The following is a 22,813-nucleotide window of genomic DNA, read 5'->3' on the forward strand; positions in this document are numbered from 1 at the left end:
GCATGCTCACCGTGGGGCTCACCGGAGGCATCGCCTCTGGCAAGAGCACGGTCAGCGCCCTGCTGGCCCAGCACGGCGCGCTGGTGATCGACTACGACCTCCTGGCACGGGAGGTCGTCGAGCCCGGCACTCCGGCGCTCGGCGCGATCGAGGAGCGTTTTGGCTCTGCGGTGATCGCCGACGACGGGACGCTGGATCGCCCGGCCCTCGGCTCGATCGTGTTCTCCGACCGCGCTGCCCTGGGCGATCTGGAGGCCATCACCCATGGGGCCATCCGCGAGCGTGCCCTCGCCCTGGCATCAGCGGCCGCCTCCGATGCGATCGTCGTGCACGACAACCCGCTGCTGATCGAGATGGGTGCCGCGGCTGACATGGACGTCGTCATCGTGGTGGACGTGCCCGTCGACGTGCAGGTCCAGCGCATGGCCTCGGACCGCAACATGACCGAGGCCGACGCTCGTGCACGCATCGCCACCCAGGCCACCCGTGAGCAAAGGGCCGGCGTCGCCGATCACCTGATCGACAACACCGGCCCCAAGGATCAGCTGCCTACCGTCGTGGACGACCTCTGGCGCACCCTGCTCAGCGCAGGCTAGGCAGCGAGGTCCGGGTCAGCAATGCGGCGCAGCTTGCCCAGCGCCTCGCGCTCGAGCTGGCGGACCCGCTCTGCCGAGATGCCGTGGCGCTTGCCGATGTCGGCCAGCTTCTGCTGACGCCCGTCGAGCAGTCCGTAGCGGGCTCGCACGATGTCGGCCTCGCGCTCACCGAGATTGCCCACGAGCCCGGCGATCAGATCGCGCGTCTCGAGGTCGATGACCTGGCTGTCGGGACCGGGCAACGTCTCGCGGGCGATCAGATCGCCCAGCGAGGTGTCGCCGTCGTCGTCGACAGGGGAGTCGAGACTGACGTGATCGCGGCCCCACGACATGAGGTCGATGACGCGCTCGACGTCCATGCCGAGCTCGAGGGCGACCTCGGCGGGCTCGGGGTCATAGCCCAGCTGACGTTCGAGGTTGCGACGCGCGGCCGTGACCTGGTTGAGCTCCTCGACGACGTGCACGGGCAGGCGCACGACCCGGGCCTGCTGGGCGATGCCACGAGTGATCGCCTGACGCACCCACCACGTGGCGTACGTGGAGAACTTGAAGCCCTTGATGTAGTCGAACTTCTCGACGGCGCGGATCAGGCCGGTGTTGCCCTCCTGGACCAGGTCGAGCATCGGCATGGCTGACCGGCCGTACTTGCGGGCGATCGAGACCACGAGCCGCAGGTTGGCTGCGATGAACTCCTGGAGCGCCTGCTCGCCGGTCTCGGCCAGCCAGAGCAGCTCCTCCTGGGTGGCGGACTTGGGCGCACCGCCCTTGCGGCGACCGATCCGGCCGGAGTCGAGCAGATGGCGGGCCATCATGCCGGCTTCGATGGTCTTGCTGAGCTCGACTTCACGTGCGGCGTCGAGCAGGGGGGTGCGGGCGATCTCGGCGAGGTACATGCCGACGCTGTCCTTGCCCTCGGTCGTGGTGCTCTTGCTCGTCGTCATGCTCACCTGGCGCTCCTCAGTTCGTTCCGGTCATGCGTGGCCTGTACCCATCACAACGCACGCCACCGGATGAGGATTCCGCTCTCAGTGGCTTCTTAGACTGGAACTTGAGGGTTCAGGCACCTCGCGACGCGCTGGTGGCGGTCGAGATGATCCAGGCGAGCTCCCAGGCGCGTTCCTTCCAGGCGGCGTACCGGCCGCTGACACCGCCGTGTCCACCGTGCATCTCGGTCTTGAGCAGGATCTGGGCCTCCCCAGTCGCGCTGGGGCCCGTAGCGGTGGCGCGCAGCCGGGCCACCCACTTGGCCGGCTCGACGAACATGACCCGGGTGTCGTGCAGGCTGGTGACTGCCAAGATCGCCGGGTAGGGATGGGCGCCCACGTTCTCGTACGGCGAGTACGACTTCATGTAGGCGTAGACCTCGGGGTCGTGCAGGGGATCGCCCCACTCGTCCCACTCGATGACCGTCAGCGGCAGCTCGGGGTCGAGGATCGTGGTCAGCGCGTCCACGAACGGGACGGCTGCCACGATGCCGCAGAAGGCGTCCGGGGCGAGATTGGCCACGGCCCCCATCAGCAGACCGCCGGCGCTGCCGCCTTCGGCCACCAAGCGGTCGGAACTGGTCCAGCCCTCGTCGACGAGATGGCGCGCGACGGCGACGAAGTCGGTGAAGGTGTTGCGCTTGTTGAGCATCTTGCCGTCGTCGTACCAGTGCCGGCCGAGCTCGCCGCCACCGCGCACGTGCGCGATGGCGAACACGAACCCGCGGTCGAGCAGCGACAGTCGCATGGCCGAGAAGCCCGGATCCATGCTGGCCTCGTAGGAGCCGTATCCGTACAACAGGGCCGGCGCCGTGCCGTCACGAGCGACGTCGGTGCGGCACACGATCGAGACCGGCACCCGGGTGCCGTCGTCGGCGGTTGCCCAGACCCGGTGCTGCTCGTACGCGGCCGGGTCGTACCCGCCGAGCACCGGCGCCTGCTTGAGCAGCACCAGCTCGTCGTCGGCGACATCGCCATCATCACCCAGGGTGATCCTGTAGTCGAAGACGCTCGACGGCGTCACGAACGAGCCCATGCCGACGCGCACCACGGGCGGATCCCACTCCGCGTTGCCGCCGACGCCGCTGGTGAACAGCTCCTCGCCGAAGTCGATCTCGTGCTGCGGGGCCAGACCGGACGCGGTGATCGGCATGATCGAGATGCGGGCCAGTGCGTCGCGGCGGTATGACAGCACGACCCAGCGGGCGAACACGTCGACGTCCTCGAGGCGGGTGGTGTCGCTGCCGGGAACCAGCACGGTCAGCTCGCCGGGCTCGTCGACCGGGGTCGAGGCGAGCTCGAAGTTCAGGGCGCCGTCGTTGTGCAGCACGAGGAACAGGTCCTCGCCACCGATCACGGCATGTTCCAGCGTGTACTCGACGCCGTCGCGACGCGGAAGAATCACGCGGAACTCGCCCTCGGGCTGATCGGCCTCCAGGGCGAGGTACTCGCTGGTGACCTTCGAGGACAGCCCGATCACGAGGTACTTCTCCGAGTGCGTGCGACCGATGCCGACGAAGTACCGCTCGTCGGGCTCCTCGAAGACCAGGGTGTCCTCGGTGCCGGGGGCGGTAGCGGAGGCTGGGTCCAGCGCGTGGCGCCAGACCTGGTGAGGACGCCAGGCGTCGTCCACCGTCGTGTAGAACAGGTGACTCGCGCCTGCCGACCACGTGGCCCCGGCGCTGGCGCCGGTGATCTCGTCGGGCAGCACCTCTCCGGTGCGCAGGTCCTTGATGCGGATCGTGTACCGCTCGTCGCCGGTGGTGTCGACCGACCAGGCCAGCAGGTTCTCGTCGTCGCTGACGCTGAACGCGCCGAGGGAGAAGAACTCGTGGCCCTCGGCCTCGACATTCGAATCCAGCAGCACCTGCTCGTCGGTGATGTCCTCTCCGGCCTCCAGGTCGGGCGGGGTCCAGCTGTCGGCGTCGAGGACGGGGCACCGGCAGCGGATGGCGTACTGGCTTCCCTCGACGGTGCGCGTGTAGTACCACCAGCCGGCCCGGCGCACCGGCACCGAGAGGTCGGTCTCCTGCGTGCGCGCCTTGATCTCCTCGAAGATCTGGCCGCGCAGGGACTCCAGGTCGGCGGTCGCCTCGTCGGCGTGGGTGTTCTCGGCCTCGAGGTAGGCGATCGTGGCGGGGTCCTCGGGATCGCGCAGCCACTCGTACTCATCGACCACTGCATCGCCGTGGTGGGTGCGGGTGATCGGCCGTCGCTCGGCAACGGGCGGGGTGAGGCTCATGACTCGACCGTATCGGGGTGGCTGGGAGCCAGCGCCGGGTCGTCGGTCGCGAAGGTGCGCACCGGCCCGGGCGGGGTGTGCCGGGTCTCGAATCGGACCGTCACACGGCCCAGGCCCGATCCCCACACCCACCCGGCGCCGTGCTCGGTGTGGTGCACGTCCATGCCGGGCCGGTAGTCCGCCATCGCGGGCACTGCTGGCTCCAGCGGCCCTGATTCGGTGACGTCGAGCACTTCGTCGGGGTCGTCGAACAGGTCGTCCTGCACCCAGTCGGCCAGGCCACTGACGCCCACGCCGATGAGTCGTAGCCCGCCGCGCAGGTCGACCGCGTCCAGCAACCGTCGCGCCGTGGTCGTGATCGTGCGAGGACTGTCGGTGGGACCGGCCAGCGTGGCTGATCGGGTGTGCGTCTCGAAGTCGTGATGGCGGACCTTGAGGGTGACGGTGCGGCCGGACAGGCCGCCCTTGGCCAGCTTGCCCGCCACCGACGAGGCCATCCGGTCGACTGTGCGACCCAGCCGGTCCCGGTCCACGACGTCGACCTCGAAGGTGTCCTCGATGCTGATCGACTTCGCCTCGCGATCGGCGATCACGGGTCGGTCGTCGTCGGCGCGCACCATCTGGAACAGCCCACGGCCGGCCGACTGGCCGAGCACGCGCACCAGCTCGTCGGCGCTGAGGGCGCGGGCGTCGTCGACCGTCGTGACCGAGGCCTGTCTCAGTCGCTGGGCCGTGACCGGGCCGACTCCCGGAATCGCGGTGACCTGCAGCGGACCCAGCACCTCCATCTCGGTGCCCGGGTCGATGATGCACGCGCCGTCGGGCTTGTTGATCTCGCTGGCGATCTTGGCCATCAGCTTCGACGAGGCGACGCCGACCGAGGCGGTGAGGCCACCAGTCGCCTCGGTGATGTCGTCGCGGAGTCGTTCGACCAGCTCTGCGAGGCGGCCTGGATCGAAGTCCGGGCTGGCGGCGAGGTCGACGAAGGCCTCGTCCAACGACAGGGGCTCGACCAGTGGTGACAACAGGGCCAGGCACTCCATCACCTGACGGCTGCTGGCCCGGTACGCCTCGAAACGTCCCGAGAGGAACGCTGCGTGCGGGCACCGGCCACGAGCCTCGGCCATGCTCATCGCCGATCGCACGCCGTGCACGCGGGCCTCGTACGACGCGGTGGCGACGACCCCGCGGTTGCCGACACCGCCGACGATGACGGCCTTGCCGCGCAGCGATGGCTTGTCGCGTTGCTCGACGGCCGCGAAGAAGGCGTCGAGGTCCAGGTGCAGGATCGACGCCACAGTACGCATCAGGTGGGCCGCATCAGGCTGAGCTCATTGCGCCCGGAGATTGCGCCTGGAGCCGCCGCTGCAGCTCGGCCCGGATCGCCGGCCACTCGTGCGGCAGGATCGAGTAGGCCGCCGTGTCTCGCAGGGTGCCGTCGGGCGACAGTCGGTGGTTGCGCAGCACGCCGTCGAGCTTGGCGCCGAGACGCTCGATCGCGGCACGCGACTGCCGATTGAGCCAGTGGGTGCGGAACTCCACGGCGATGCAGTCGAGGGTCTCGAAGGCGTGCGTGAGCAGCAGCAGCTTGCTCTCGGTGTTGGTGCCCGACCTCTGGGCTGATGCGGCGTTCCAGGTGTACCCGATCTCGACACGGCGGTGTGCCGGCTCGACGTTGCAGAACGTCGTCATCCCGATCACCGAGGGCGTGCCGGTGTCCAGGCGCCGGGTCACCCACGGCAGAAAGGTGCCGGACTCCTGCATCGTCAGGCACGTGTCGACCCAGGTGCCCATGTTCTCCGGAGTCGGCACTCCCGTGTACTGCAGCGAGGACAGGTCGCCGTCGGCGGAGGCTGCGGCCAGCTCGTCGACGTCATCGTGGGACAGGGGCGACAGTGACACCCGGGTCCCGGTCAGCGTGATCGGTGCGAGGAACTCCACGCCAGGAGCGTACTGCGTCCACAGGGGGTCCTCGAAGAGGCGACCGTCCACAGATGACTCCGCGACCATGGCCGCGGGGGCTGCCGGGCGCGAACGTCGAGGGCATGACTCATGACGACCGCCCGGTGTTCACCGCACACGATATTCCTGACCTGTTCAACGCCATGCCAACGCTCTTTGGGTTTCGCCCCGTCGAGTCCATCGTGGCCATTGCCACGAGCGGACCGCGGCACCGCATGGGCTTTCGCCTGCGCATGGACCTGCCCGGTGCCGAGTACGTGGACGACGCGGCGGCGGTCATCGTGGGCCATCTCCGACGCCAAGGGGCCGAGGGTGTCATCGCGCTGGCGATCACCAGGCGGCAGAGGATTGCGCACGACCTGCTCGAGGCCATCGAGGCCCAGCTCGGGACGATCACGCCGATCGTCATCGCCCGGTCCAACGGTCAGCGGTACTGGGTCGACATTCCCGGCTTTCCGGCCGAGGGCATCGGTTATGACACGTCGGACCACCACGTGTCGATCGTGCAGGCCGTGGCCGCCGGTCAGCAGGTGTTGCCGGACCGCGAGACCTTGGTCGCGCGCTTCGCTCCGGTGGCGGGGGAGTGCCGAGACCGCATGGAGGTGCTCACCCACGCCGCGCTGGTGCGGGTGCTCGGTGATCTCGGCCGACACGACGAGCCGTCTGACGTGGTCGCGCTGCGCGAGCTCGGCCCGTTGGTGAGCCGGGTGGCGGCGGGGGAGCCGGTCACCGAGGAGGATGCGGCCGCTGTGTCCGTGTGGGTCAATGCGATCAACGTCCGCGACGCCCTGTGGGAGCTGTTCACCCCTGATGTCGCTGAGGCCTCGTTCGCGCTGATGTCACGTGCCGCGCAGCTGGTGGTGCCGCCGTACGAGCCAGGGGTGCTCGCGCTGACCGCGTTCACGGCGTGGCTGACCGGCGACGGTGCGCAGGCGCTCATTGCCGCCGAACGCGCGCATGCCGCCGATCCCGCCTACTCCATGGCCACCTTGATGCTCGACCTCGTGCAGTCCGGCATCGGGCCGCAGGAATGGGCGGATCGTGAAGACCTGCGACAGGCAGGCTGACGGGAATAGGGTGTGGCCATGGGTCAGGACGTGGATGCCCGCGAGTTCAGTCGCGACGACCGCACTCGGTACCGCGCGAAGGTGCGGCGTTGTCTCGACGTGTTCGCGCGGATGCTGGGGGAGCGCGACTTCTCCTTCGACACGGCGCACGTGGGCATCGAGATCGAGTTCAACCTCGTCGACGAGCACGGCGACCCGGTCTTCAAGGGGGTCGAGGCGCTCGAGGCGATCGCCGACGAGGACTTCCAGACCGAGCTGGGACTGTTCAATCTGGAGATCAACGTCCCCCCGTCGCGCATCGACGGCACCGGGCTGGTCGCGCTCGAGGAGACCCTGCGCGACGACCTGAACGCCGCGCAGGACAAGGCCGCCGGTGTCGGTGCTCACCTGGTGATGATCGGCATCCTGCCGACGCTAGGCGAGGAGCATCTCGGCTATCACACGATCTCGCCGAACCCGCGGTACAAGCTGTTGTCCGAGCAGATCATGGCCGCTCGCGGCGAGGACATCGAGATCGTCATCGACGGGGTGGATCGCCTCGACACCAGGGCCGACACGATCATGCCCGAGGCCGCCTGCACCAGCACGCAGCTGCACCTGCAGGTCGAGCCCGAGGATTTCGCACCGACGTGGAACGCCGCTCAGGCCATCGCGGGCGTGCAGGTGGCCGTGGGCGCCAACTCGCCGTTCCTGCTCGGGCGTCAGTTGTGGCACGAGACGCGCATCGCCTTGTTCGAGCAGGCCACCGACACGCGCAGCGAGGAGCTCAAGGCCCAGGGAGTGCGTCCGCGGGTGTTCTTCGGCGAACGCTGGATCACCTCGGTGTTCGACCTGTTCGAGGAGAACGTCCGGTACTTTCCTGCGCTGCTGCCGATCGTGGAGGACGAGGATCCCTTGGTCGAGCTGGAGGCCGGCCGCGTGCCGAGCCTGGCCGAGCTGCGGCTGCACAACGGCACGGTCTATCGCTGGAATCGGCCCATCTACGACATCGCCGACGGCCGCCCGCACCTGCGCATCGAGAACCGTCTGCTGCCCGCCGGGCCGACCGTCGTGGACACGCTGGCCAACGCGGCGCTCTTCTACGGGCTCGTCCCGGTGCTGGGGCAGGGCGAACGCCCGGTGTGGTCCCAGCTGTCGTTCGCGGCGGCCGAGGACAACTTCCACACCGCCTCACAGATGGGCATCGAGGCCGAGCAGTACTGGCCGGGAGTCGGCTCGGTGCCGGCACGCGAGCTCGTGCTGCGTCACCTGCTGCCGCTGGCCCACACCGGACTCGAGCAGCTGGGTGTCGACGCCGCGGTGCGCGACCGGTTGCTCGGGATCATCGAGCAGCGCTGCGTCACGGGCCGCAACGGTGCGACGTGGCTGATCCAGGAGACCGAACATCATCGGGCGGCCGGTTCGGATTCGGTCGCGGCTCTTCGCCTGACGACGCAGGAGTATCAGCGGCACATGCACGGCGGCGAGCCCGTGCACACCTGGCCGCTGCGCTAGCGGCGCCCGCCTTCGCTGAGAGCGCGCTGAGAGGGGCGCGAGCGATGACGTTGTCGGACCGTGGCAGACTATTCACAGAGGTTGACCACAGGTCTGTTCGTTGCGCCCTTCTACTGATGAGCGAGGTTGACATGCCGGTGAATCCCGCCGCCAAGTTGATGAACACCGGCTCACGGCTGATCCGTGACGCTGTTGCCAAGACTGAGCAGACCCTGAGTACCTTGCATGAAACCGACACCCCGAACGACCCAGGTGTCATGCCCGCCAGCACGTCCGACTCCGCGAAATCAGAAGAGACTGTGACGAAGACCCCTTCATCGACTGCCAAGAAGACCGCTGCCCCGCAGACTTCCGCGAAGAAGAGTCCTGCGAAGAAGGCTCCCGCCGCGAAGAAGACCGCGCCTGCCAAGGCTCCGCCCGCCAAGACTGCGGCGAAGAAGGCCGCGCCCGCGAAGACTGCGGCGAAGAAGGCTGCGCCCGCCAAGAAGGCGGCGGCCGCGGACCCAGGCTCCACGGTTCCGCCGACCATCGACGTCGCGGACGTGCTGGAGACCCCACCTCCCGTGGTCGCCGGCACTGTCGTGGTCGACGCCCAGGGCAAGAAGGTCTTGCCGGACATCCCCGACGAGGAGTTCGAGAAGGACCTGAAGACCGACCCCACGCTGGTCGAGGACGAGAAGGCATCCGCCTCATCTGCATTCACCATCTCGGCGGCCGATGAGTCCGACGAGCCGGTGCAGCAGGTCATGGTGGCCGGAGCGACCGCTGACCCGGTCAAGGACTACCTGAAGCAGATCGGCAAGGTCTCGCTGCTGACCGCAGCCGAGGAGGTCGAGCTCGCCAAGCGCATCGAGGCTGGACTGTTCTCGGAGGAGAAGCTGGCCAAGGGCCGCAAGCCGGGTCCCAAGCAGCTCGATGAGCTCGAGTGGATCATCCTGGACGGTCGTCGGGCCAAGAACCATCTGCTCGAGGCCAACCTGCGGCTCGTGGTCTCGCTGGCCAAGCGCTACACCGGCCGCGGCATGCTGTTCCTGGACCTGATCCAGGAGGGCAACCTCGGTCTGATCCGCGCGGTCGAGAAGTTCGACTACACCAAGGGCTTCAAGTTCTCCACGTATGCCACGTGGTGGATCCGTCAGGCCATCACACGCGCCATGGCCGACCAGGCCCGCACCATCCGCATCCCGGTGCACATGGTCGAGGTCATCAACAAGCTGGCCCGCGTGCAGCGTCAGATGCTGCAGGATCTGGGCCGCGAGCCCACGCCCGAAGAACTGGCGCTCGAGCTCGACATGACGCCCGAGAAGGTCGTCGAGGTCCAGAAGTACGGCCGCGAGCCGATCAGCCTCCACACGCCCCTGGGCGAGGACGGCGATTCAGAGTTCGGTGACCTCATCGAGGACTCCGAGGCGATCGTGCCCGCCGACGCTGTCTCGTTCACGCTGCTGCAAGAGCAGCTGCACTCGGTGCTCGACACGCTCAGCGAACGTGAGTCCGGTGTCGTGTCCATGCGCTTCGGCCTCACCGACGGCCAGCCCAAGACGCTCGACGAGATCGGCAAGGTCTACGGCGTCACGCGCGAGCGGATCCGTCAGATCGAGTCCAAGACGATGAGCAAGCTGCGTCACCCGTCGCGCTCGCAGGTGCTGCGCGACTACCTCGACTGAGACAGCACGACACACGAAGGGCTCCGCCGATCGGCGGAGCCCTTTGTCGTGCGGTGTTGCCGGGTGGGCGTTGTTAGCCTGGGACGCATGTCTGAGCACCACGACCCGGTGGCCTTCGGTCCGATCAAGAAGGTGATCGTGGCCTTGGCTGGCTTCGTCCTGCTGGGGAGCATTGCTCTGCAGGTGGGCATGGGCGAGTTCCTGTGGGGCTCGACTCTCACCGCGGTGGGGATGGTGGCCCTGATCGTGGGTCAGTACCTGGGGTGGCGCGCCGAGCAGCGCCTCGAGCGCGAGCGTTTCGGGCAGCGCGAGTGAAGTAGACGTCGGACACCACGAAGGGCCCCGCCGATTGGCGGGGCCCTTCACGTTCAGTGGTGTGACTCAGTCGACCGAGACGTCCTTGGGCTGGGTCAGACGATCGGACTCGTCGTGGATCTCCGCGGACATTTCGCGGAGCCTGTCCTCGTGCTGTCGCGCGTGGTGTGCGCAGAACAGCAGCTCGCCGCCGCCGCCCAGCGTCACGCGGACATAGGCCTGGGCGCCGCAGCGGTCGCAGCGGTCGAGTGCTCCGAGGGAGGCGGTCGCAGTCAGGGTGCTCACGGTGGCCTACTTCCTGTGCTGATGACAGTGGGGGGATGTTTCTGGTTCAACATCCAATCACGGGAAATGATTCCTCGCTCCAGATGGTGACCTACGACATGAATACTCCCGGACACCGACAAATCGTGGCAGGCGCGCGGGATGTGGCGCGTGTCTGGCCGGTCATGTCGGGCCCGCCGATTATCGTGGAACCGACACTTCGCGAAGGGACCAGAACCATCTCCGAAACCAGCACCTACGACGCACGCAACCTGCTCGTGCTCGAAGGCCTCGAGGCCGTGCGCAAGCGACCCGGCATGTATGTCGGGTCCACCGACACGCGCGGTCTCATGCACTGCCTGTGGGAGATCATCGACAACTCCGTCGACGAGGCGCTGTCCGATCATGGTTCGCACATCGAGGTCGCGCTGCACGCCGACGGATCGGTCGAGGTGCGCGACGAAGGCCGCGGCGTCCCGGTCGACGTCGAGCCCAAGACCGGCCTGAGCGGGGTCGAGGTCGTCTACACCAAGCTGCACGCCGGCGGAAAGTTCGGCGGCGGTTCGTACAACGCCACCGGAGGCCTGCACGGTGTCGGCGCCTCAGTGGTCAACGCCCTGTCCTCGCGCATGGATGTCGAGGTCGACAAGGGCGGTGCCACCTGGGCCATGAGCTTTCGGCGCGGTGTGCCCGGGGTGTTCGCCGGCGACGGCCCCGAGGTGGACTTCACGCCCGACAACACGCTGCGCAAGATCGGCAAGGTGGCCAAGGCGCGCACCGGCACCCGTGTGCGCTACTGGGCCGATCCGCAGATCTTCATCAAGACCGCCACGTTCGCCTACGACGAGCTGGTGGCGCGGGCCCGACAGACCGCGTTCCTGGTACCGGGTCTCGAGCTGGTGATCGGCGATGCCCGTGGTCCTGAGCTGCACGAGGAGAAGTTCCGCTACGACGGTGGCATCACCGAGTTCTGTGAGTTCCTGGCTTCTGACGAGGCGGTCACCGACGTCCTGCGGCTGCAGGGCGAGGACACCTTCACCGAGACCGTTCCCATGCTCGACGCCAAGGGCCAGATGACCGCCCAGGAGGTCGAGCGCACGCTGGGCGTCGACATCGCGGTGCGCTGGGGCAGCGGCTACGACCCCACGGTGCGCTCGTTCGTCAACATCATCGCGACCCCCAAGGGCGGCACGCACATCTCGGGCTTCGAGCGTGCCATCACCAAGAGCTTCAACGACGTCCTGCGCACCACTCGGCTGCTCAAGGCTGGCGACCCCGACGTCATCAAGGACGACATCCTCGAGGGCCTCACCTCGGTCGTCACGGTGCGCCTGGCCGAGCCGCAGTTCGAGGGCCAGACCAAGGAGGTCCTGGGCACCCCGGCCGTGACCAAGATCGTCAACCAGGTCGTGACCCGCGAGCTCAAGGCGTTCCTCGGGTCGAGCAAGACAGCGCACAAGGCCAAGGCCCGCGTCGTCATGCAGAAGGTCGTCGACGCCTCGCGCACCCGCCTCACGGCGCGGCAGCAGCGTGACACGCAGCGACGCAAGAACGCGCTCGAGTCCAGTGCGCTGCCGGCCAAGCTGGCCGACTGCCGCAGCAACGACGTCGACCGCTCCGAGCTGTTCATCGTGGAGGGCGACTCCGCACTCGGCACCGCCAAGGCGGCCCGAGATTCTGAGTTCCAGGCGCTGCTGCCGATCCGCGGCAAGATCCTGAACGTCCAGAAGGCGACCATCGCCGACATGCTCAAGAACACCGAGTGCTCCTCGATCATCCAGGTGGTCGGGGCGGGGTCGGGTCGCACCTTCGAGCTGGCGGCCGCGCGGTACGGGCGCATCATCTTCATGGCCGACGCCGATTCGGACGGGGCCCACATCCGGTGCCTGCTGGCCACGTTGTTCTACCGGTACATGCGACCACTGCTCGACAGCGGTCGGGTCTTCACCGCTGTGCCGCCATTGCACCGCATCGAGCTGTCGGCGCCCAAGAAGGGCCAGGACAAGTACGTGTACACGTACTCCGACGCCGAGCTGCAGCGCACGCTGGCCGAGCTCAAGCGCAAGAACAAGCACTGGAAGGACCCGGTGCAGCGCTACAAGGGTCTGGGCGAGATGGACGCCGACCAGCTGGCCGAGACCACGATGGATCCGCGCCACCGCACCCTGCGACGTCTCACGGTCGACGACGCCGCCGAGGCAGACTCGGTCTTCGAGCTGTTGATGGGCAACGAGGTGCCGCCGCGCAAGGAGTTCATCGTGCAGGGGGCCTACGACATCGACGTCGACCAGATCGACGTGTAGGTCCAGACGCTGTCAGATCAGGTTGGTACGCCGACCAGGTCGGCCGAGGTCGCCCAGAGGCCGTCGATGAGTCGGTCATCGGCGGCCTGCTTGTTCTCCTTGCCGTTCGGCGTGAATCGGCTGAAGTAGACGCCATTGATCTCAGGCGATGGGCCTCGCTCGGCGAGCGCGATCAGGGGAGCGGCGCCGTCGGGCACGCTGATCGTCGCGAACCGCTTGAGGGGGCTGCGGTAGATCAGGCCCACGAGCGCGGAGTCGCGCCCGAACGAGCTGCCCACCGGGCCGGGGTGCACGGCAGCTGACGCGATGCGGTCGTCGGCCCAGCGGCGCGCGATGCCGCGGGTGAACATGATGTTCATCAGCTTGCCGGTGCCGTAGCAGCGGAACTCGTTCGCGCGGCGGCGCCTCCAGTCCAGATCGTCCAGGTCGACCGAGCCGATCAGGTTGCCGACGCTCGAGGTGTTGAGCACCAGGGCGCCTCCGGCGGCCGCGAGGTTCGGTCGCAGCAGGTGGGTCAGCAGGAAGGGTGCGAGGTGATTGATCTGGAAGTTCGGCTCATGACCGTCGGCGGTGACGCGGTCGGGGGAGAACGTGCCGCCGGCGTTGTTGACCAGGACGTCGATGCGATCGGTAGCCGCGGCAACGTCCTTGCTGAGCTGACGAACATCGTCCAGTCGCGAGAAGTCGGCCACGAACGACTCGGCGCTGATCGGACCGGCGATCGCCTTCAGCTTGTCCGTCGAACGCCCTGTCACCAGCACGTGGGCGCCCTGAGCGGCGAAGTGCCGGGCTGCCTCGGCACCGATGCCGTCGCTCGCGCCGGTGACGAGCACGGTCGTGTCCTGCAGGGGTCCGGTCATGGTGAGTCGCCGATCAGTCGGGAGGGTGGGACGGTCCGAGGTCAGACGACGGGCTGCAGCAGGCCCGTGTCGACGTCGTAGAGGAAGCCGCCGACGGAGATGGAGTCGGCGATCAGCGGGTGGCTGGTGATGCGATGCACGTCGGCCCGGATTGTCTTCTCCTGGTCGCTGATGGCGCCAAGGGTCATCCACGTGGAGTCGCTGCCGGTGTGCTCGGCGATGCGCTCGTGCAGCTGGTCCTCGGACTGCGAGGCCATGGCGCACCGGGTGTGCTCGACCACCATGACCCGCTTGACCTGCAACAAGGTGGCGCCCAGCACGACGGCGACCAGCACCTGATCGGTCACGCGGCCGCCGGGATTGCGCAGGATCTTGGCGTCGCCAGCCTGTAGACCGATCATCTTCAGGGGGTCGATGCGTGAGTCCATGCAGGTCACCATGGCGACGCCGGCCTTGGCGATTCCGTCGAAGCCGGACAGGTGGAAGTCGTCGGCGAACGTGCGGTTGGCGTCCAGAAGGTCATCGAAGTCATTCACGACGCCACCGTACCGAGGCGCCGATGGGGGTGGGGCGGTGGATCTGAAACCCAAAGATGCGTCAAACGGTTGCAGATCCACTGCGCCTCAGGCATTCGGTTGAGAATCCACCGCCCTGGGGGAAGGGGAGCGGGAAGGTGAGGGGGAGGGGGTGCGGAGGAGGAGCAGGGCGAGGACTGCGGCGATGGCGGCGCAGAGGGCGGCGCCGATGAACACAGCGTGCAGCTGGGTGATGCCGGCGTCGCGGACGGCGTCCCGGTAGGCTTGGCACAGGGCGGCCTGCCCGTCGCAGAGTTGTGCGGCCGGCGGGATGTCGGCGGAGGCGGCGTAGAAGGCGCGCAGGCCGATCGTGGTGAGCGCCGAGATGCCCAGCAGCATGCCGACCATGCGTGCCACGATCAGCAGGGCCGAGGCCACGCCGTGCACGGCGTCGGCGGTGTGCTCGAGCAGGACGGCGTTGACCGGCGCGATCGCCAGACCGAATCCGAGGCCGGCCAGCACCAGCGAGATCGTCTCCACCTCGCTGGCCAGCGACTGGGCGTCCCACGTCGCCATGTGGGCGAACGCCACTGCGCTCATGGTCATCGCGCCGGCCGTCAGCCAGGCAGCCGACACACGGCGCAGCAGATAGCCGCCGAGCACCGCGCCGATCGGCAGGGCGATCAGGAAGCGCACCAGCACCAGGGCCGCGTCGAGCTGGGAGTCGCGATAGACCGTGAGCCGGGCGAAGAACGGGATGTCGACCAGGGCGGCGATCAGTGAGGCGCCGACGAAGAACGAGACGACGAGCGCGCCCCACGCGGCCCGCGACCGGAAGGCCCCTCGAGGGATGAGGGGTTCGCGTGCGGATCGCTGGCGCCACCAGAAGCCCAGCAGTGCGGCGGCGGCCAGCGGCAGCAGCCAGGCGGCGTCGGGGGAGATGGCCGCCGTCTCGGGCTCGGCGGACGCGAACGTCACGATGACGGCGCCCAGGGCGGTTGTCAGGAAGGCGGCGCCGAGCAGGTCGGTCTCGCGGGCGATCTCGCCCCACCCACGCCACTGCAGCAGCGGCCGGCGCGCCAACCGCTGGCGCAGCGCGAACAGCACCAGCAGACCGAACATGGTCAGGGCGAGTGGCGTGAGCCAGCGAGACTCCCCGGTGACCGGCAGGAAGGCGAGGCCGCTGGTGACACCCGAGGTGAGTCGCGCGGGTTCGAGCATGACCAGCGTCAGGGCCACGAGGGCAGCGATCGCCAGAGCTGCCCCGGGCCAGTCGAACCGACCGCGTGGAGTCGTCGGCGCCACCGGATCGGCCCGGCCCGGTGCCAGCATCGCTGCGGCCAGCACCAGGCCGACGGCGCAGTTGATCCAGAAGATGTCGCGCCACGACCCGAAGGACAGGACGACGGCGCCGTACAGCGGGCCGAGCACGCTGCCCAGCTCCTGGACCGCACCGACGATGCCCAGGGGCAGCCCGCGTCGTTGGGGCGGCCACAGGTCGGCCACCAGTGCGAGGGTGGGCGGGATCAGACCGCCGCCACCGATGCCCTGGATCAAGCGTCCGATTACGACCGAGTCGAGGTCGTAGGCGGCTGCGGTGACCAGCGAACCGACGGCGAACACCACCAGCGATCCCAGCAGCACGGGCACGCGGCCCCGCAGGTCCGAGATCCGTCCGATCAGCGGCAGCACCCCGACATAACCGAGCAGGAACCCTGACACGATCGGGGCAGCACGCTGGAGCTCGTCGACGCCGAGCCCGGCCGCGGTCATCATGTCCGGCAGCGCCAGCACGACGACGTACGTGTCGGCGGCGGCGAAGGCGATCGCCACCGCGGCGAGCCCGAGCAGGATCTGTGACGAACGCGGGGGAGAAGAGGTGGGCTGGGGCTGGATCGGCTGGGCGTCCATGGCCGTCCTAGGGCTTGGTGATCTCGGAGTCGTCGTCGTTGGGCGTCAGCTGCACCGTGTAGGTGACGTCGGCTCCGCCGGGGTAGAACGGTCCGGTGATCTCGGCGTCGGCGAGGGTGTCGTCCTCGGTGAGCCGGTAGGTGACAGGGAAGCTGCTGTCGGCGTCGGCGGTGGGAAGGAACTCGGCGACGATGGCGCCGGGGATGGTGCCGGTGATCGTGGTCAGGACGTCGCGCCCCTCGCGGGACTCGCCGCCGTCGGCCAGCTTCTGGGTCTCGGTCAGGATCGTCGCGAGACCTTCGCCCTCGGCGCCCAGCAGCGTGGAGGGGTTGGGAGCGCCGAGCGTGGCCGGATCGAGGGTCAGGAACACCGGAGTGAGCCCGGTCTTGGCGTAGACGGTGCCATCGACCGCGACGACCTCGGCCTCGACCGACGTTCCCGCGGCGGTGACGTTGACCTCGCCGGTGAACGCAGCCTCGTCGACCGAGGCGCCCTGATAACCGCGACCCGAGGCCGACAGCAGACCGTTGACGCCCGGCGGCAGCTCGGTGGTGGCCAGCGAGATGTCCAGCGCCGGAGCATCGAAGATCGCCTGCTGTGCGGTGTCCAAGCGGGCCTGGAGCGCCGCCATGTCGCCACCCCCGTCGGAGGAGGTGTCGTCACCTCCGCTGCACGCCGCCAGCACGAGGGCGGCCAGGGTCAGCAGGAGGACGGGGGCCTGACGAGGAAGGGAGAATCGCACGCGGTCAGTCTTGCACGACCACGTGCGGTCCGGGGGTTCCTGCAACCGACGCGATCGGCTGTGCCGCCCCGACACCGGAGCCGTCACGACGCTCGTCCATCGGGGGAAGATCGACCGGTGATCCGCTGGTGGCGCACGCCATCGGAACGCCGTCTCCGACCCACGCGAGGATGAGGCCGTCGTCGCCCTTGAGCAGTCGGTGGCAGCGCACCCCGCCGGTGGCTCGGCCCTTGGCCGGGTAGACGTGCAGGGCGGTGACCTTGACCGCACCGGTCTGGGTGCCGGGCAGAGCTTCGGCCGACCCGGCCACGGTGACCACCGAGGCGGTGTCGACGTGGGTGACGGCGCCGAAGGCGACGACCCGAGACCCGGTGGTGACCTTGACGCCGGCCACGCCGCTGCCGGCACGGCCCTGCGGCCTGACGGCGTCAGCGCCGAATCGCAGGAGCTGTGCATCCGAGGTGACGAACGCCAGCTGTTCGTCTCCGGTGGCCAGAACGGCGGCTCCGACGACCTGGTCGCCGTCGTCGAGAGTGATGATGTCCCACTCGTCACGACCGAGATGATCGGGCTTGACCCGCTTGACCACGCCGTGGCGGGTGCCCAGCGCGACACCGGGACCGTCGTCGGTCAGCGGCATCAGCGCGAGAGCACGGTGTCCGGCAAGGTCGATGATCTCACCCAGCGGAACCCCGCCCTGCAGGTTCGCGGACTGGGCCGTGGGAGGCAGTGCGGGCAGGTCGAGCACCTGCAGGCGCCGGACGGTCCCGGCCGACGTGATCAGGCCGATCTCGCCGCGAGCCGTGGTGCGGACCGCCGACACGATCGTGTCGTGCTTGACACGTCCGCCCACCGGCCCCATGTCGCTGTCGTCGCTGGTGCGGGCCAGAAGCCCGGTGGCCGACAGCAGGGCCCAGCAGGGGTCGTCGGCCACCTCGACCGAAGCGGCGCTGGTGACGGTCTGACCGGCCGACTCCAGCAGGACGGTGCGGCGTGGGGTGCCGAACTTCTCGGCGACCTCGGTGAGCTCGTCGCCGACCACTCGGCGCAGGACTGCGTCGTCGGCGAGGATCTCGTCGAGGCGCTCGATGGTGCGGCGCAGCTCCTCGATCTCCTTCTCGATCTCGACCCGGTCGGTGCGGGTCAGGCGCCCGAGGGTCAGCAGCAAGATGTACTCGGCCTGCGGCTCGGTGAGGTCGAAGACGGTCGAGAGGCGTCCCTTGGCCTCGGGGCGATTCTCGCTGGATCGGATCACGGCGATGACCTCGTCGATGTCGACCAGGGCCAGCAGCAGTCCTTCGAGCAGGTGCAAACGATCAGCGGCCTTGCCGCGGCGGAACGTCGAACGGCGACGCACGACGTCGACGCGGTGCTGCAAGAAGACCTCGAGCAGCTCCTTGAGGCCCAGCGTGCGGGGCTGGCCGTCGACGAGGGCGACCGCGTTGATGCCGAACGAGCTCTCCAGCGGGGTGGCCTTGTAGAGCTGTTCGAGGATCGCTTCGGGCACGAAGCCGTTCTTGATCTCGATGACCAGGTGCAGGCCCTTGTGCCGGTCGGTGAGGTTCTTGACGTCACTGATCCCGGTCAGCTTCTTGGCCTGGACCAGCTTCTTGATCGCCTCGATGACCTTCTCGGGCCCGACGTTGTAGGGCAGCTCGGTGATGGTGATGCCCTTGCGACGGGCCGTGACATTCTCGATGCGGGCCGTGGCACGCATGCGGAACGGACCGTTGCCGGTGGCGTAGGCCTCACGGATTCCGTCGAGGCCGACGATCTTGCCACCGGTGGGCAGGTCGGGCCCCGGGATGAATCGCATCAGGTCGTCGAGGTTGGCGCCCGGGTGGGTCAGCAGGTGTCGCAGGGCCTGCACGACCTCGATCAGGTTGTGCGGAGCGATGTTGGTGGCCATGCCCACGGCGATGCCCGTGCTGCCGTTGACCAGCAGGTTCGGGATCGCCGACGGCAGCACGACCGGTTCGGTCTCGCGACCGTCGTAGTTGGCCTTGAAGTCGACGGTGTCCTCGTCGATCGAGGCCGTCATGGCCTCGGCGGCCTCGTCCATGCGGATCTCGGTGTAGCGCATGGCGGCGGGCGGGTCGTCCTGCGAACCGAAGTTTCCGTGTCCGTCGGCGAGCGGCAGGCGCATCGACCACGGCTGCGCGAGGCGCACGAGGGCGTCGTAGATCGCGGAGTCTCCGTGCGGGTGCAGGCGGCCCATGACCTCACCGACGGGCCGGGCGCTCTTGACGTGCCCGCGATCGTGGCGCAGGCCCATGTCGTCCATCGTGTACAGCAGTCGGCGGTGCACCGGCTTGAGGCCGTCGCGGGCATCGGGCAGCGCGCGCGAGTAGATCACCGAGTAGCCGTACTCCAGGAAGCTGCTGCGCATCTCGACGGCGATGTTGGTGTCGATGATGTGCTCGTCGAAGTCGTCCTCGGGTGGAGGTGTGGTGCGTGCCATGTGGCCATTGTCCGGGGCCGCCGGTCGACCCCCGGGATGCCACGCCGGACTCGGGCGTGATGGGCGCGCCGGGATCGGGCGTGATGGGGGCGCTGGACTCGGGCGTGATGGTCCTTTCGACATGGGTACCGGTAGGTTTGGGTCCGTGAGCGAGACCCCCCTGGACGTCCAGCGCTGGGAGGCCGATGTCCTGCTCAAGGACGGTCGTGTGGCTCAGCTGCGTCCGGTGCGGACCGAGGACGCCCAGGAGTTCATCTCCTTCTACTCGCGGGTGTCGGACCAGTCCAAGTACTTCCGGTTCTTCGCCCCGTATCCGACGCTGTCAGAGCGCGACGTGGCCCGTTTCACCACGGTCGATCACGATCAGCGGGTCGCCTTCGTCGTACTGATGCTCGGCGAGATCATCGGGATCGGGCGCTACGACGCCACCGACGGTATCGAGGCCGAGGTGGCGTTCCTGGTGCAGGACGCCCATCAGGGCCGTGGTGTGGGACAGCTGCTGCTCGAGCACCTGGCCCAGGCCGGCCGCGAGCGCGGTATCGCTCGTTTCGTGGCCGATGTGCTGCCGGAGAACCGGCGCATGCAGCAGATCTTCCGTGAGATGGGCTACAGCGTCGAGGGCACGCTCGACGACGGCGTGCAGCGTCTCGCCTTCGGTCTCGACCCCACGGACACCGCGATCGGCGTGATGCGTGCTCGCGAGCAGCGCGCCGAGGCCGCGTCGATCCAGCGCATCTTCTCCGCACGCACCATCGCGGTCGTCGGTGCGAGCCGGCGCGCCGACTCCATCGGGCTCGCAATGGTCCGCAATCTCGTGCTGGGGGACTTCTCGGGCACGGTCTACGCCGTGAACTCCGCAGCGGAGGCCGTGTCGGGGCTGCCCGCGTACTCCACGGTCCAGGACATCCCCGAGGACGTCGACGTGGCGATCGTGGCCGTGCCGGCCGAGTCGGTCAAGGACGTCGTGCTGGACTGCGCCGCCAAGGGCGTGCACGGGCTCATCGTGATCTCGGCCGGGTTCGCCGAGGCCGGCGAGGAGGGGCGCAAACGTCAGCGGGCCCTGCTGGGGCTGAGCCGCAGCTACGGATTGCGCCTGATCGGTCCCAACTGCCTGGGCATCATCAACACCGACCCCGACCTGCAGCTCAACGCCTCGCTGTCGCCGTCGATGCCGCCGCAGGGCCGCGTCGGCTTCTTCTGCCAGTCCGGCGCCCTGGGCACGGCCATCCTGGAGAGCGTCTCGCGGCGTGGGCTGGGACTGTCGACGTTCGTGTCGGCCGGGAACCGCGCCGACGTCTCGGGCAACGACCTGTTGCAGTACTGGCAGGAGGACGACGCCACCGAGGTGGTGCTGCTGTACCTGGAGTCGATCGGCAACCCGCGCAAGTTCTCGCGCATCGCCCGACGGGTCTCGCGCACCAAGCCGGTCGTGGCGGTCAAGTCGGGTGGCTCCTCACAGGGCGTGCCGATGGGTCACAGCGTGACCCGCAGCTCGGCCCCGCAGGCCGCCGTCGACGCGATGTTCAGCCAGGCCGGCGTCATCCAGGTCGACACGCTCGACGAGATGTTCGACGTCGCGCAGCTGCTGGCGCACCAGCCGTTGCCGCGCGGCAACCGTGTCTCCATCGTGGGCAACTCCGATGCGGTGTCGCTGATCGTGGCCGACGCGGCCACCTCAGCCGGTCTGGTGATCAACGATCCGGTCTCGCTGGGCGCCGACGCGAATGCCGAGGACTTCGAGTCCGCCATCGAGTCTGCTCTGGCCGGCGACGAGACCGACTCGTTGGTGGCGATCTACATCCCACCGATCAACACCAGCGGCGAGGAGGTCGCCAACGTGCTGGCCGCGATCGGGGAGCAGTCCGACAAGCCGATCGTCTCGACCTTCCTCGGCACGCAGGGTGTTCCGGTGCTGCTGCGGGTGCCCGACGTCGCGGGTGGTGCGGCTGGTCGTGGTTCGGTGCCCTCGTACGCGGCGCCCGAGGCAGCGGTGCGCGCGCTGGCACGGGTCGTCGAGTACGCGGAGTGGAAGGCTCGAGACAGTGGGGAGTTCCATCACGACAACGACCACCGCTCGGGTGACGCCCGCGCCCTGGTGCGTGAGGCTCTCGCCCATGCTCCGCGTGGCGCCGTGCTGTCCACCGACCAGGTGCACGACCTGCTGGCCTGCTACGGCATCGACCTGCTGACCTGGACGAACGTCTACACCGTCGAGGAGGCGGTGACGGCCGGCGAGGACCTGGGGTGGGACGTCGTGCTCAAGGCGGGCAGCGAGCACCTGCGCCAGCGCCCCGACCTGGCGCACGTGTGGCGCGAGATCCGCAATCCCGAGGACATGCGACGCGCGTGGGACACCCTCACCAGCTGGACCGGGATCCGCAAGGACACCAAGTTCTTCGTGCAGAAATCGGCACCCGACGGCGTTCAGGTCTCCTACAGCGTCATCGAGGATCCATTGTTCGGCCCGCTGGTGTCGTTCGGGCTCGCCGGCGCGCCCAGCGACCTGCTCGGCGACCGCGCCTACGGCATTCCGCCGATGACCGACTCCGATGCCGCCGACATGGTGGCCAACCTGCGGGCAGCGCCGCTGCTGTTCGGCTACCGCGGTTCTGATCCGGTCGACGTCGCAGCCGTGCAGGACGTCCTGGTGCGCCTCGCCGCCATGAAGGAGGACCTGCCCGAGATCGCTGAGCTCGACCTCGAACCGGTGTCGGTGCACACCAAGGGTCTGACCGCCCTCAGCGCACGCGCCAAGGTCGTGCCGTCCACCGACCGTCGTGGCGAGTGGTATGTGCGACGCCTGAGCCGCCCGGCCGCGGCGGGGGATACGCTGGCCTGATGACTGGCGACCACCGAGACGAGGTCTTCACCGAGATCTCCCGCAGCGGCTACTACCCCGAGATTGTCGCTGCTGGCCTCTCCGACGCACTTGCGGGTGAGCCGGTGCACGGTTTCGTGGTGCACCACGAGCCGACCTTCGATCGTGACGAGATCCGCCGGCACATGACGGTCCTGACCCTCACGCCGTCGCGCGTCCTGCTGCTGCACACCGACGAGCACCCCGGCGACGACCTGTTGCCGAAGCCGTACACGTCGACCACCACCGAGGCGGTGGCCGTCTCGCGTGTCAGCTCGGTCGTGGTGACCCGCATGGTCTCGGCCAGCACCAAGGCGCTGGAGGAGGCCGTGCTCACGGTCAGCTGGGGTGCGGTCTCCCGGGTCGAGCTGGAGCCGGCGCAGTGCGCCGATCCGGAGTGCGATGCCGACCACGGCTACAGCGGGTCGATCACCGGCGACGACTTCTCCCTGCGCATCAGCGCGACCGCCGATGGGGGTGCCGCCGTGGAGCGACTGCTGGCGTTCGCCCGCATCCTGTCGATCGCGACCTCCGACGGCGCATCGGCCGGCCGCTTGTGAGCGGTGTCATCGAT

18 protein-coding genes are annotated in these 22,813 nt (G+C 68.6%); 8 read left to right on the forward strand and 10 right to left on the reverse strand.

The window, feature by feature from the left end:
• Positions 1-2 precede the first annotated feature (2 nt).
• A complete protein-coding gene (gene coaE, locus ACHAA3_RS12435) occupies positions 3-596 on the forward strand; it encodes a dephospho-CoA kinase (protein ID WP_435709339.1) in 594 nt (197 codons plus the stop codon).
• Here the strand turns inward: coaE and ACHAA3_RS12440 are convergent.
• From ACHAA3_RS12440 to ACHAA3_RS12455, 4 genes are all read right to left on the reverse strand, one after another.
• Positions 593-1,537 carry a sigma-70 family RNA polymerase sigma factor gene (locus ACHAA3_RS12440; protein WP_435709442.1) on the reverse strand — a complete coding sequence of 315 codons (945 nt, stop codon included), beginning with the start codon at positions 1,535-1,537 and terminating at the stop codon, positions 593-595. The two genes, coaE and ACHAA3_RS12440, sit on opposite strands and share 4 nt — an antisense overlap.
• A 115-nt stretch (positions 1,538-1,652) precedes the next feature.
• The gene (locus ACHAA3_RS12445; RefSeq protein WP_435709340.1) at positions 1,653-3,821 is read right to left on the reverse strand and encodes a S9 family peptidase; all 2,169 of its coding nucleotides are present in this window, start codon (positions 3,819-3,821) and stop codon (positions 1,653-1,655) included.
• The gene (locus ACHAA3_RS12450) at positions 3,818-5,128 is read right to left on the reverse strand and encodes a DNA polymerase IV (protein ID WP_435709341.1); all 1,311 of its coding nucleotides are present in this window, start codon (positions 5,126-5,128) and stop codon (positions 3,818-3,820) included. Before ACHAA3_RS12450 ends, ACHAA3_RS12445 begins: the two co-directional genes overlap by 4 nt.
• Before the next feature lie 13 nt (positions 5,129-5,141).
• Entirely contained in the window at positions 5,142-5,762 is a 621-nt protein-coding gene (locus ACHAA3_RS12455; RefSeq protein ID WP_435709342.1) for a GNAT family N-acetyltransferase, read from the reverse strand.
• Between the two features lie 53 nt (positions 5,763-5,815).
• On the opposite strand from ACHAA3_RS12455, the gene ACHAA3_RS12460 reads away from it, so the two are divergent.
• The 4 genes from ACHAA3_RS12460 (at position 5,816) to ACHAA3_RS12475 (ending at position 10,326) form a co-directional block, all read left to right on the forward strand.
• The gene (locus ACHAA3_RS12460) at positions 5,816-6,850 is read left to right on the forward strand and encodes a DUF4192 domain-containing protein (RefSeq protein WP_435709343.1); all 1,035 of its coding nucleotides are present in this window, start codon (positions 5,816-5,818) and stop codon (positions 6,848-6,850) included.
• A gap of 18 nt (positions 6,851-6,868) precedes the next feature.
• Positions 6,869-8,344, forward strand: coding sequence for a glutamate--cysteine ligase (locus ACHAA3_RS12465; protein WP_435709344.1), 1,476 nt, complete (start codon positions 6,869-6,871; stop codon positions 8,342-8,344).
• Positions 8,345-8,502: 158 nt separating this feature from the next.
• Positions 8,503-10,011 carry an RNA polymerase sigma factor gene (locus ACHAA3_RS12470; protein WP_435709443.1) on the forward strand — a complete coding sequence of 503 codons (1,509 nt, stop codon included), beginning with the start codon at positions 8,503-8,505 and terminating at the stop codon, positions 10,009-10,011.
• A gap of 87 nt (positions 10,012-10,098) precedes the next feature.
• The gene (locus ACHAA3_RS12475; RefSeq protein WP_435709345.1) at positions 10,099-10,326 is read left to right on the forward strand and encodes a hypothetical protein; all 228 of its coding nucleotides are present in this window, start codon (positions 10,099-10,101) and stop codon (positions 10,324-10,326) included.
• A gap of 66 nt (positions 10,327-10,392) precedes the next feature.
• Here ACHAA3_RS12475 and ACHAA3_RS12480 read toward each other — a convergent pair whose 3' ends face one another.
• Positions 10,393-10,611 (reverse strand): DUF7455 domain-containing protein, encoded by a 219-nt coding sequence (locus tag ACHAA3_RS12480; protein ID WP_435709346.1) that lies wholly within the window; start codon positions 10,609-10,611, stop codon positions 10,393-10,395.
• Between the two features lie 185 nt (positions 10,612-10,796).
• Here ACHAA3_RS12480 and ACHAA3_RS12485 point away from each other — a divergent pair, with 185 nt between their 5' ends.
• The gene (locus tag ACHAA3_RS12485) at positions 10,797-12,893 is read left to right on the forward strand and encodes a DNA gyrase/topoisomerase IV subunit B (RefSeq protein ID WP_435709347.1); all 2,097 of its coding nucleotides are present in this window, start codon (positions 10,797-10,799) and stop codon (positions 12,891-12,893) included.
• Positions 12,894-12,910: 17 nt separating this feature from the next.
• Here ACHAA3_RS12485 and ACHAA3_RS12490 read toward each other — a convergent pair whose 3' ends face one another.
• The 5 genes from ACHAA3_RS12490 to ACHAA3_RS12510 form a co-directional block, all read right to left on the reverse strand.
• On the reverse strand, positions 12,911-13,753 hold the full coding sequence (locus tag ACHAA3_RS12490) for an SDR family NAD(P)-dependent oxidoreductase (RefSeq protein ID WP_435709348.1): 843 nt from the start codon (positions 13,751-13,753) through the stop codon (positions 12,911-12,913).
• A gap of 41 nt (positions 13,754-13,794) precedes the next feature.
• A complete protein-coding gene (locus ACHAA3_RS12495) occupies positions 13,795-14,289 on the reverse strand; it encodes a beta-class carbonic anhydrase (RefSeq protein ID WP_435709349.1) in 495 nt (164 codons plus the stop codon).
• Positions 14,290-14,376: 87 nt separating this feature from the next.
• Positions 14,377-16,179 carry an MFS transporter gene (locus ACHAA3_RS12500; RefSeq protein ID WP_435709350.1) on the reverse strand — a complete coding sequence of 601 codons (1,803 nt, stop codon included), beginning with the start codon at positions 16,177-16,179 and terminating at the stop codon, positions 14,377-14,379.
• A 7-nt stretch (positions 16,180-16,186) separates the two neighbouring features.
• Complete coding sequence (locus tag ACHAA3_RS12505) at positions 16,187-16,921, reverse strand: LppX_LprAFG lipoprotein (RefSeq protein WP_435709351.1); 735 nt, start codon at positions 16,919-16,921, stop codon at positions 16,187-16,189.
• A gap of 4 nt (positions 16,922-16,925) precedes the next feature.
• Positions 16,926-19,382 (reverse strand): DNA gyrase/topoisomerase IV subunit A, encoded by a 2,457-nt coding sequence (locus tag ACHAA3_RS12510; RefSeq protein WP_435709352.1) that lies wholly within the window; start codon positions 19,380-19,382, stop codon positions 16,926-16,928.
• A 145-nt stretch (positions 19,383-19,527) separates the two neighbouring features.
• On the opposite strand from ACHAA3_RS12510, the gene ACHAA3_RS12515 reads away from it, so the two are divergent.
• Positions 19,528-22,221: a bifunctional acetate--CoA ligase family protein/GNAT family N-acetyltransferase gene (locus ACHAA3_RS12515; protein WP_435709353.1), complete on the forward strand. Its 2,694-nt coding sequence runs from the start codon at positions 19,528-19,530 to the stop codon at positions 22,219-22,221.
• Positions 22,221-22,799 carry a DUF5998 family protein gene (locus tag ACHAA3_RS12520; protein ID WP_435709354.1) on the forward strand — a complete coding sequence of 193 codons (579 nt, stop codon included), beginning with the start codon at positions 22,221-22,223 and terminating at the stop codon, positions 22,797-22,799. Before ACHAA3_RS12515 ends, ACHAA3_RS12520 begins: the two co-directional genes overlap by 1 nt.
• Positions 22,800-22,813: the final 14 nt, after the last annotated feature.

The sequence above is a fragment of the Aeromicrobium sp. CF3.5 genome (assembly GCF_051262695.1).
Classification (GTDB): domain Bacteria; phylum Actinomycetota; class Actinomycetes; order Propionibacteriales; family Nocardioidaceae; genus Aeromicrobium.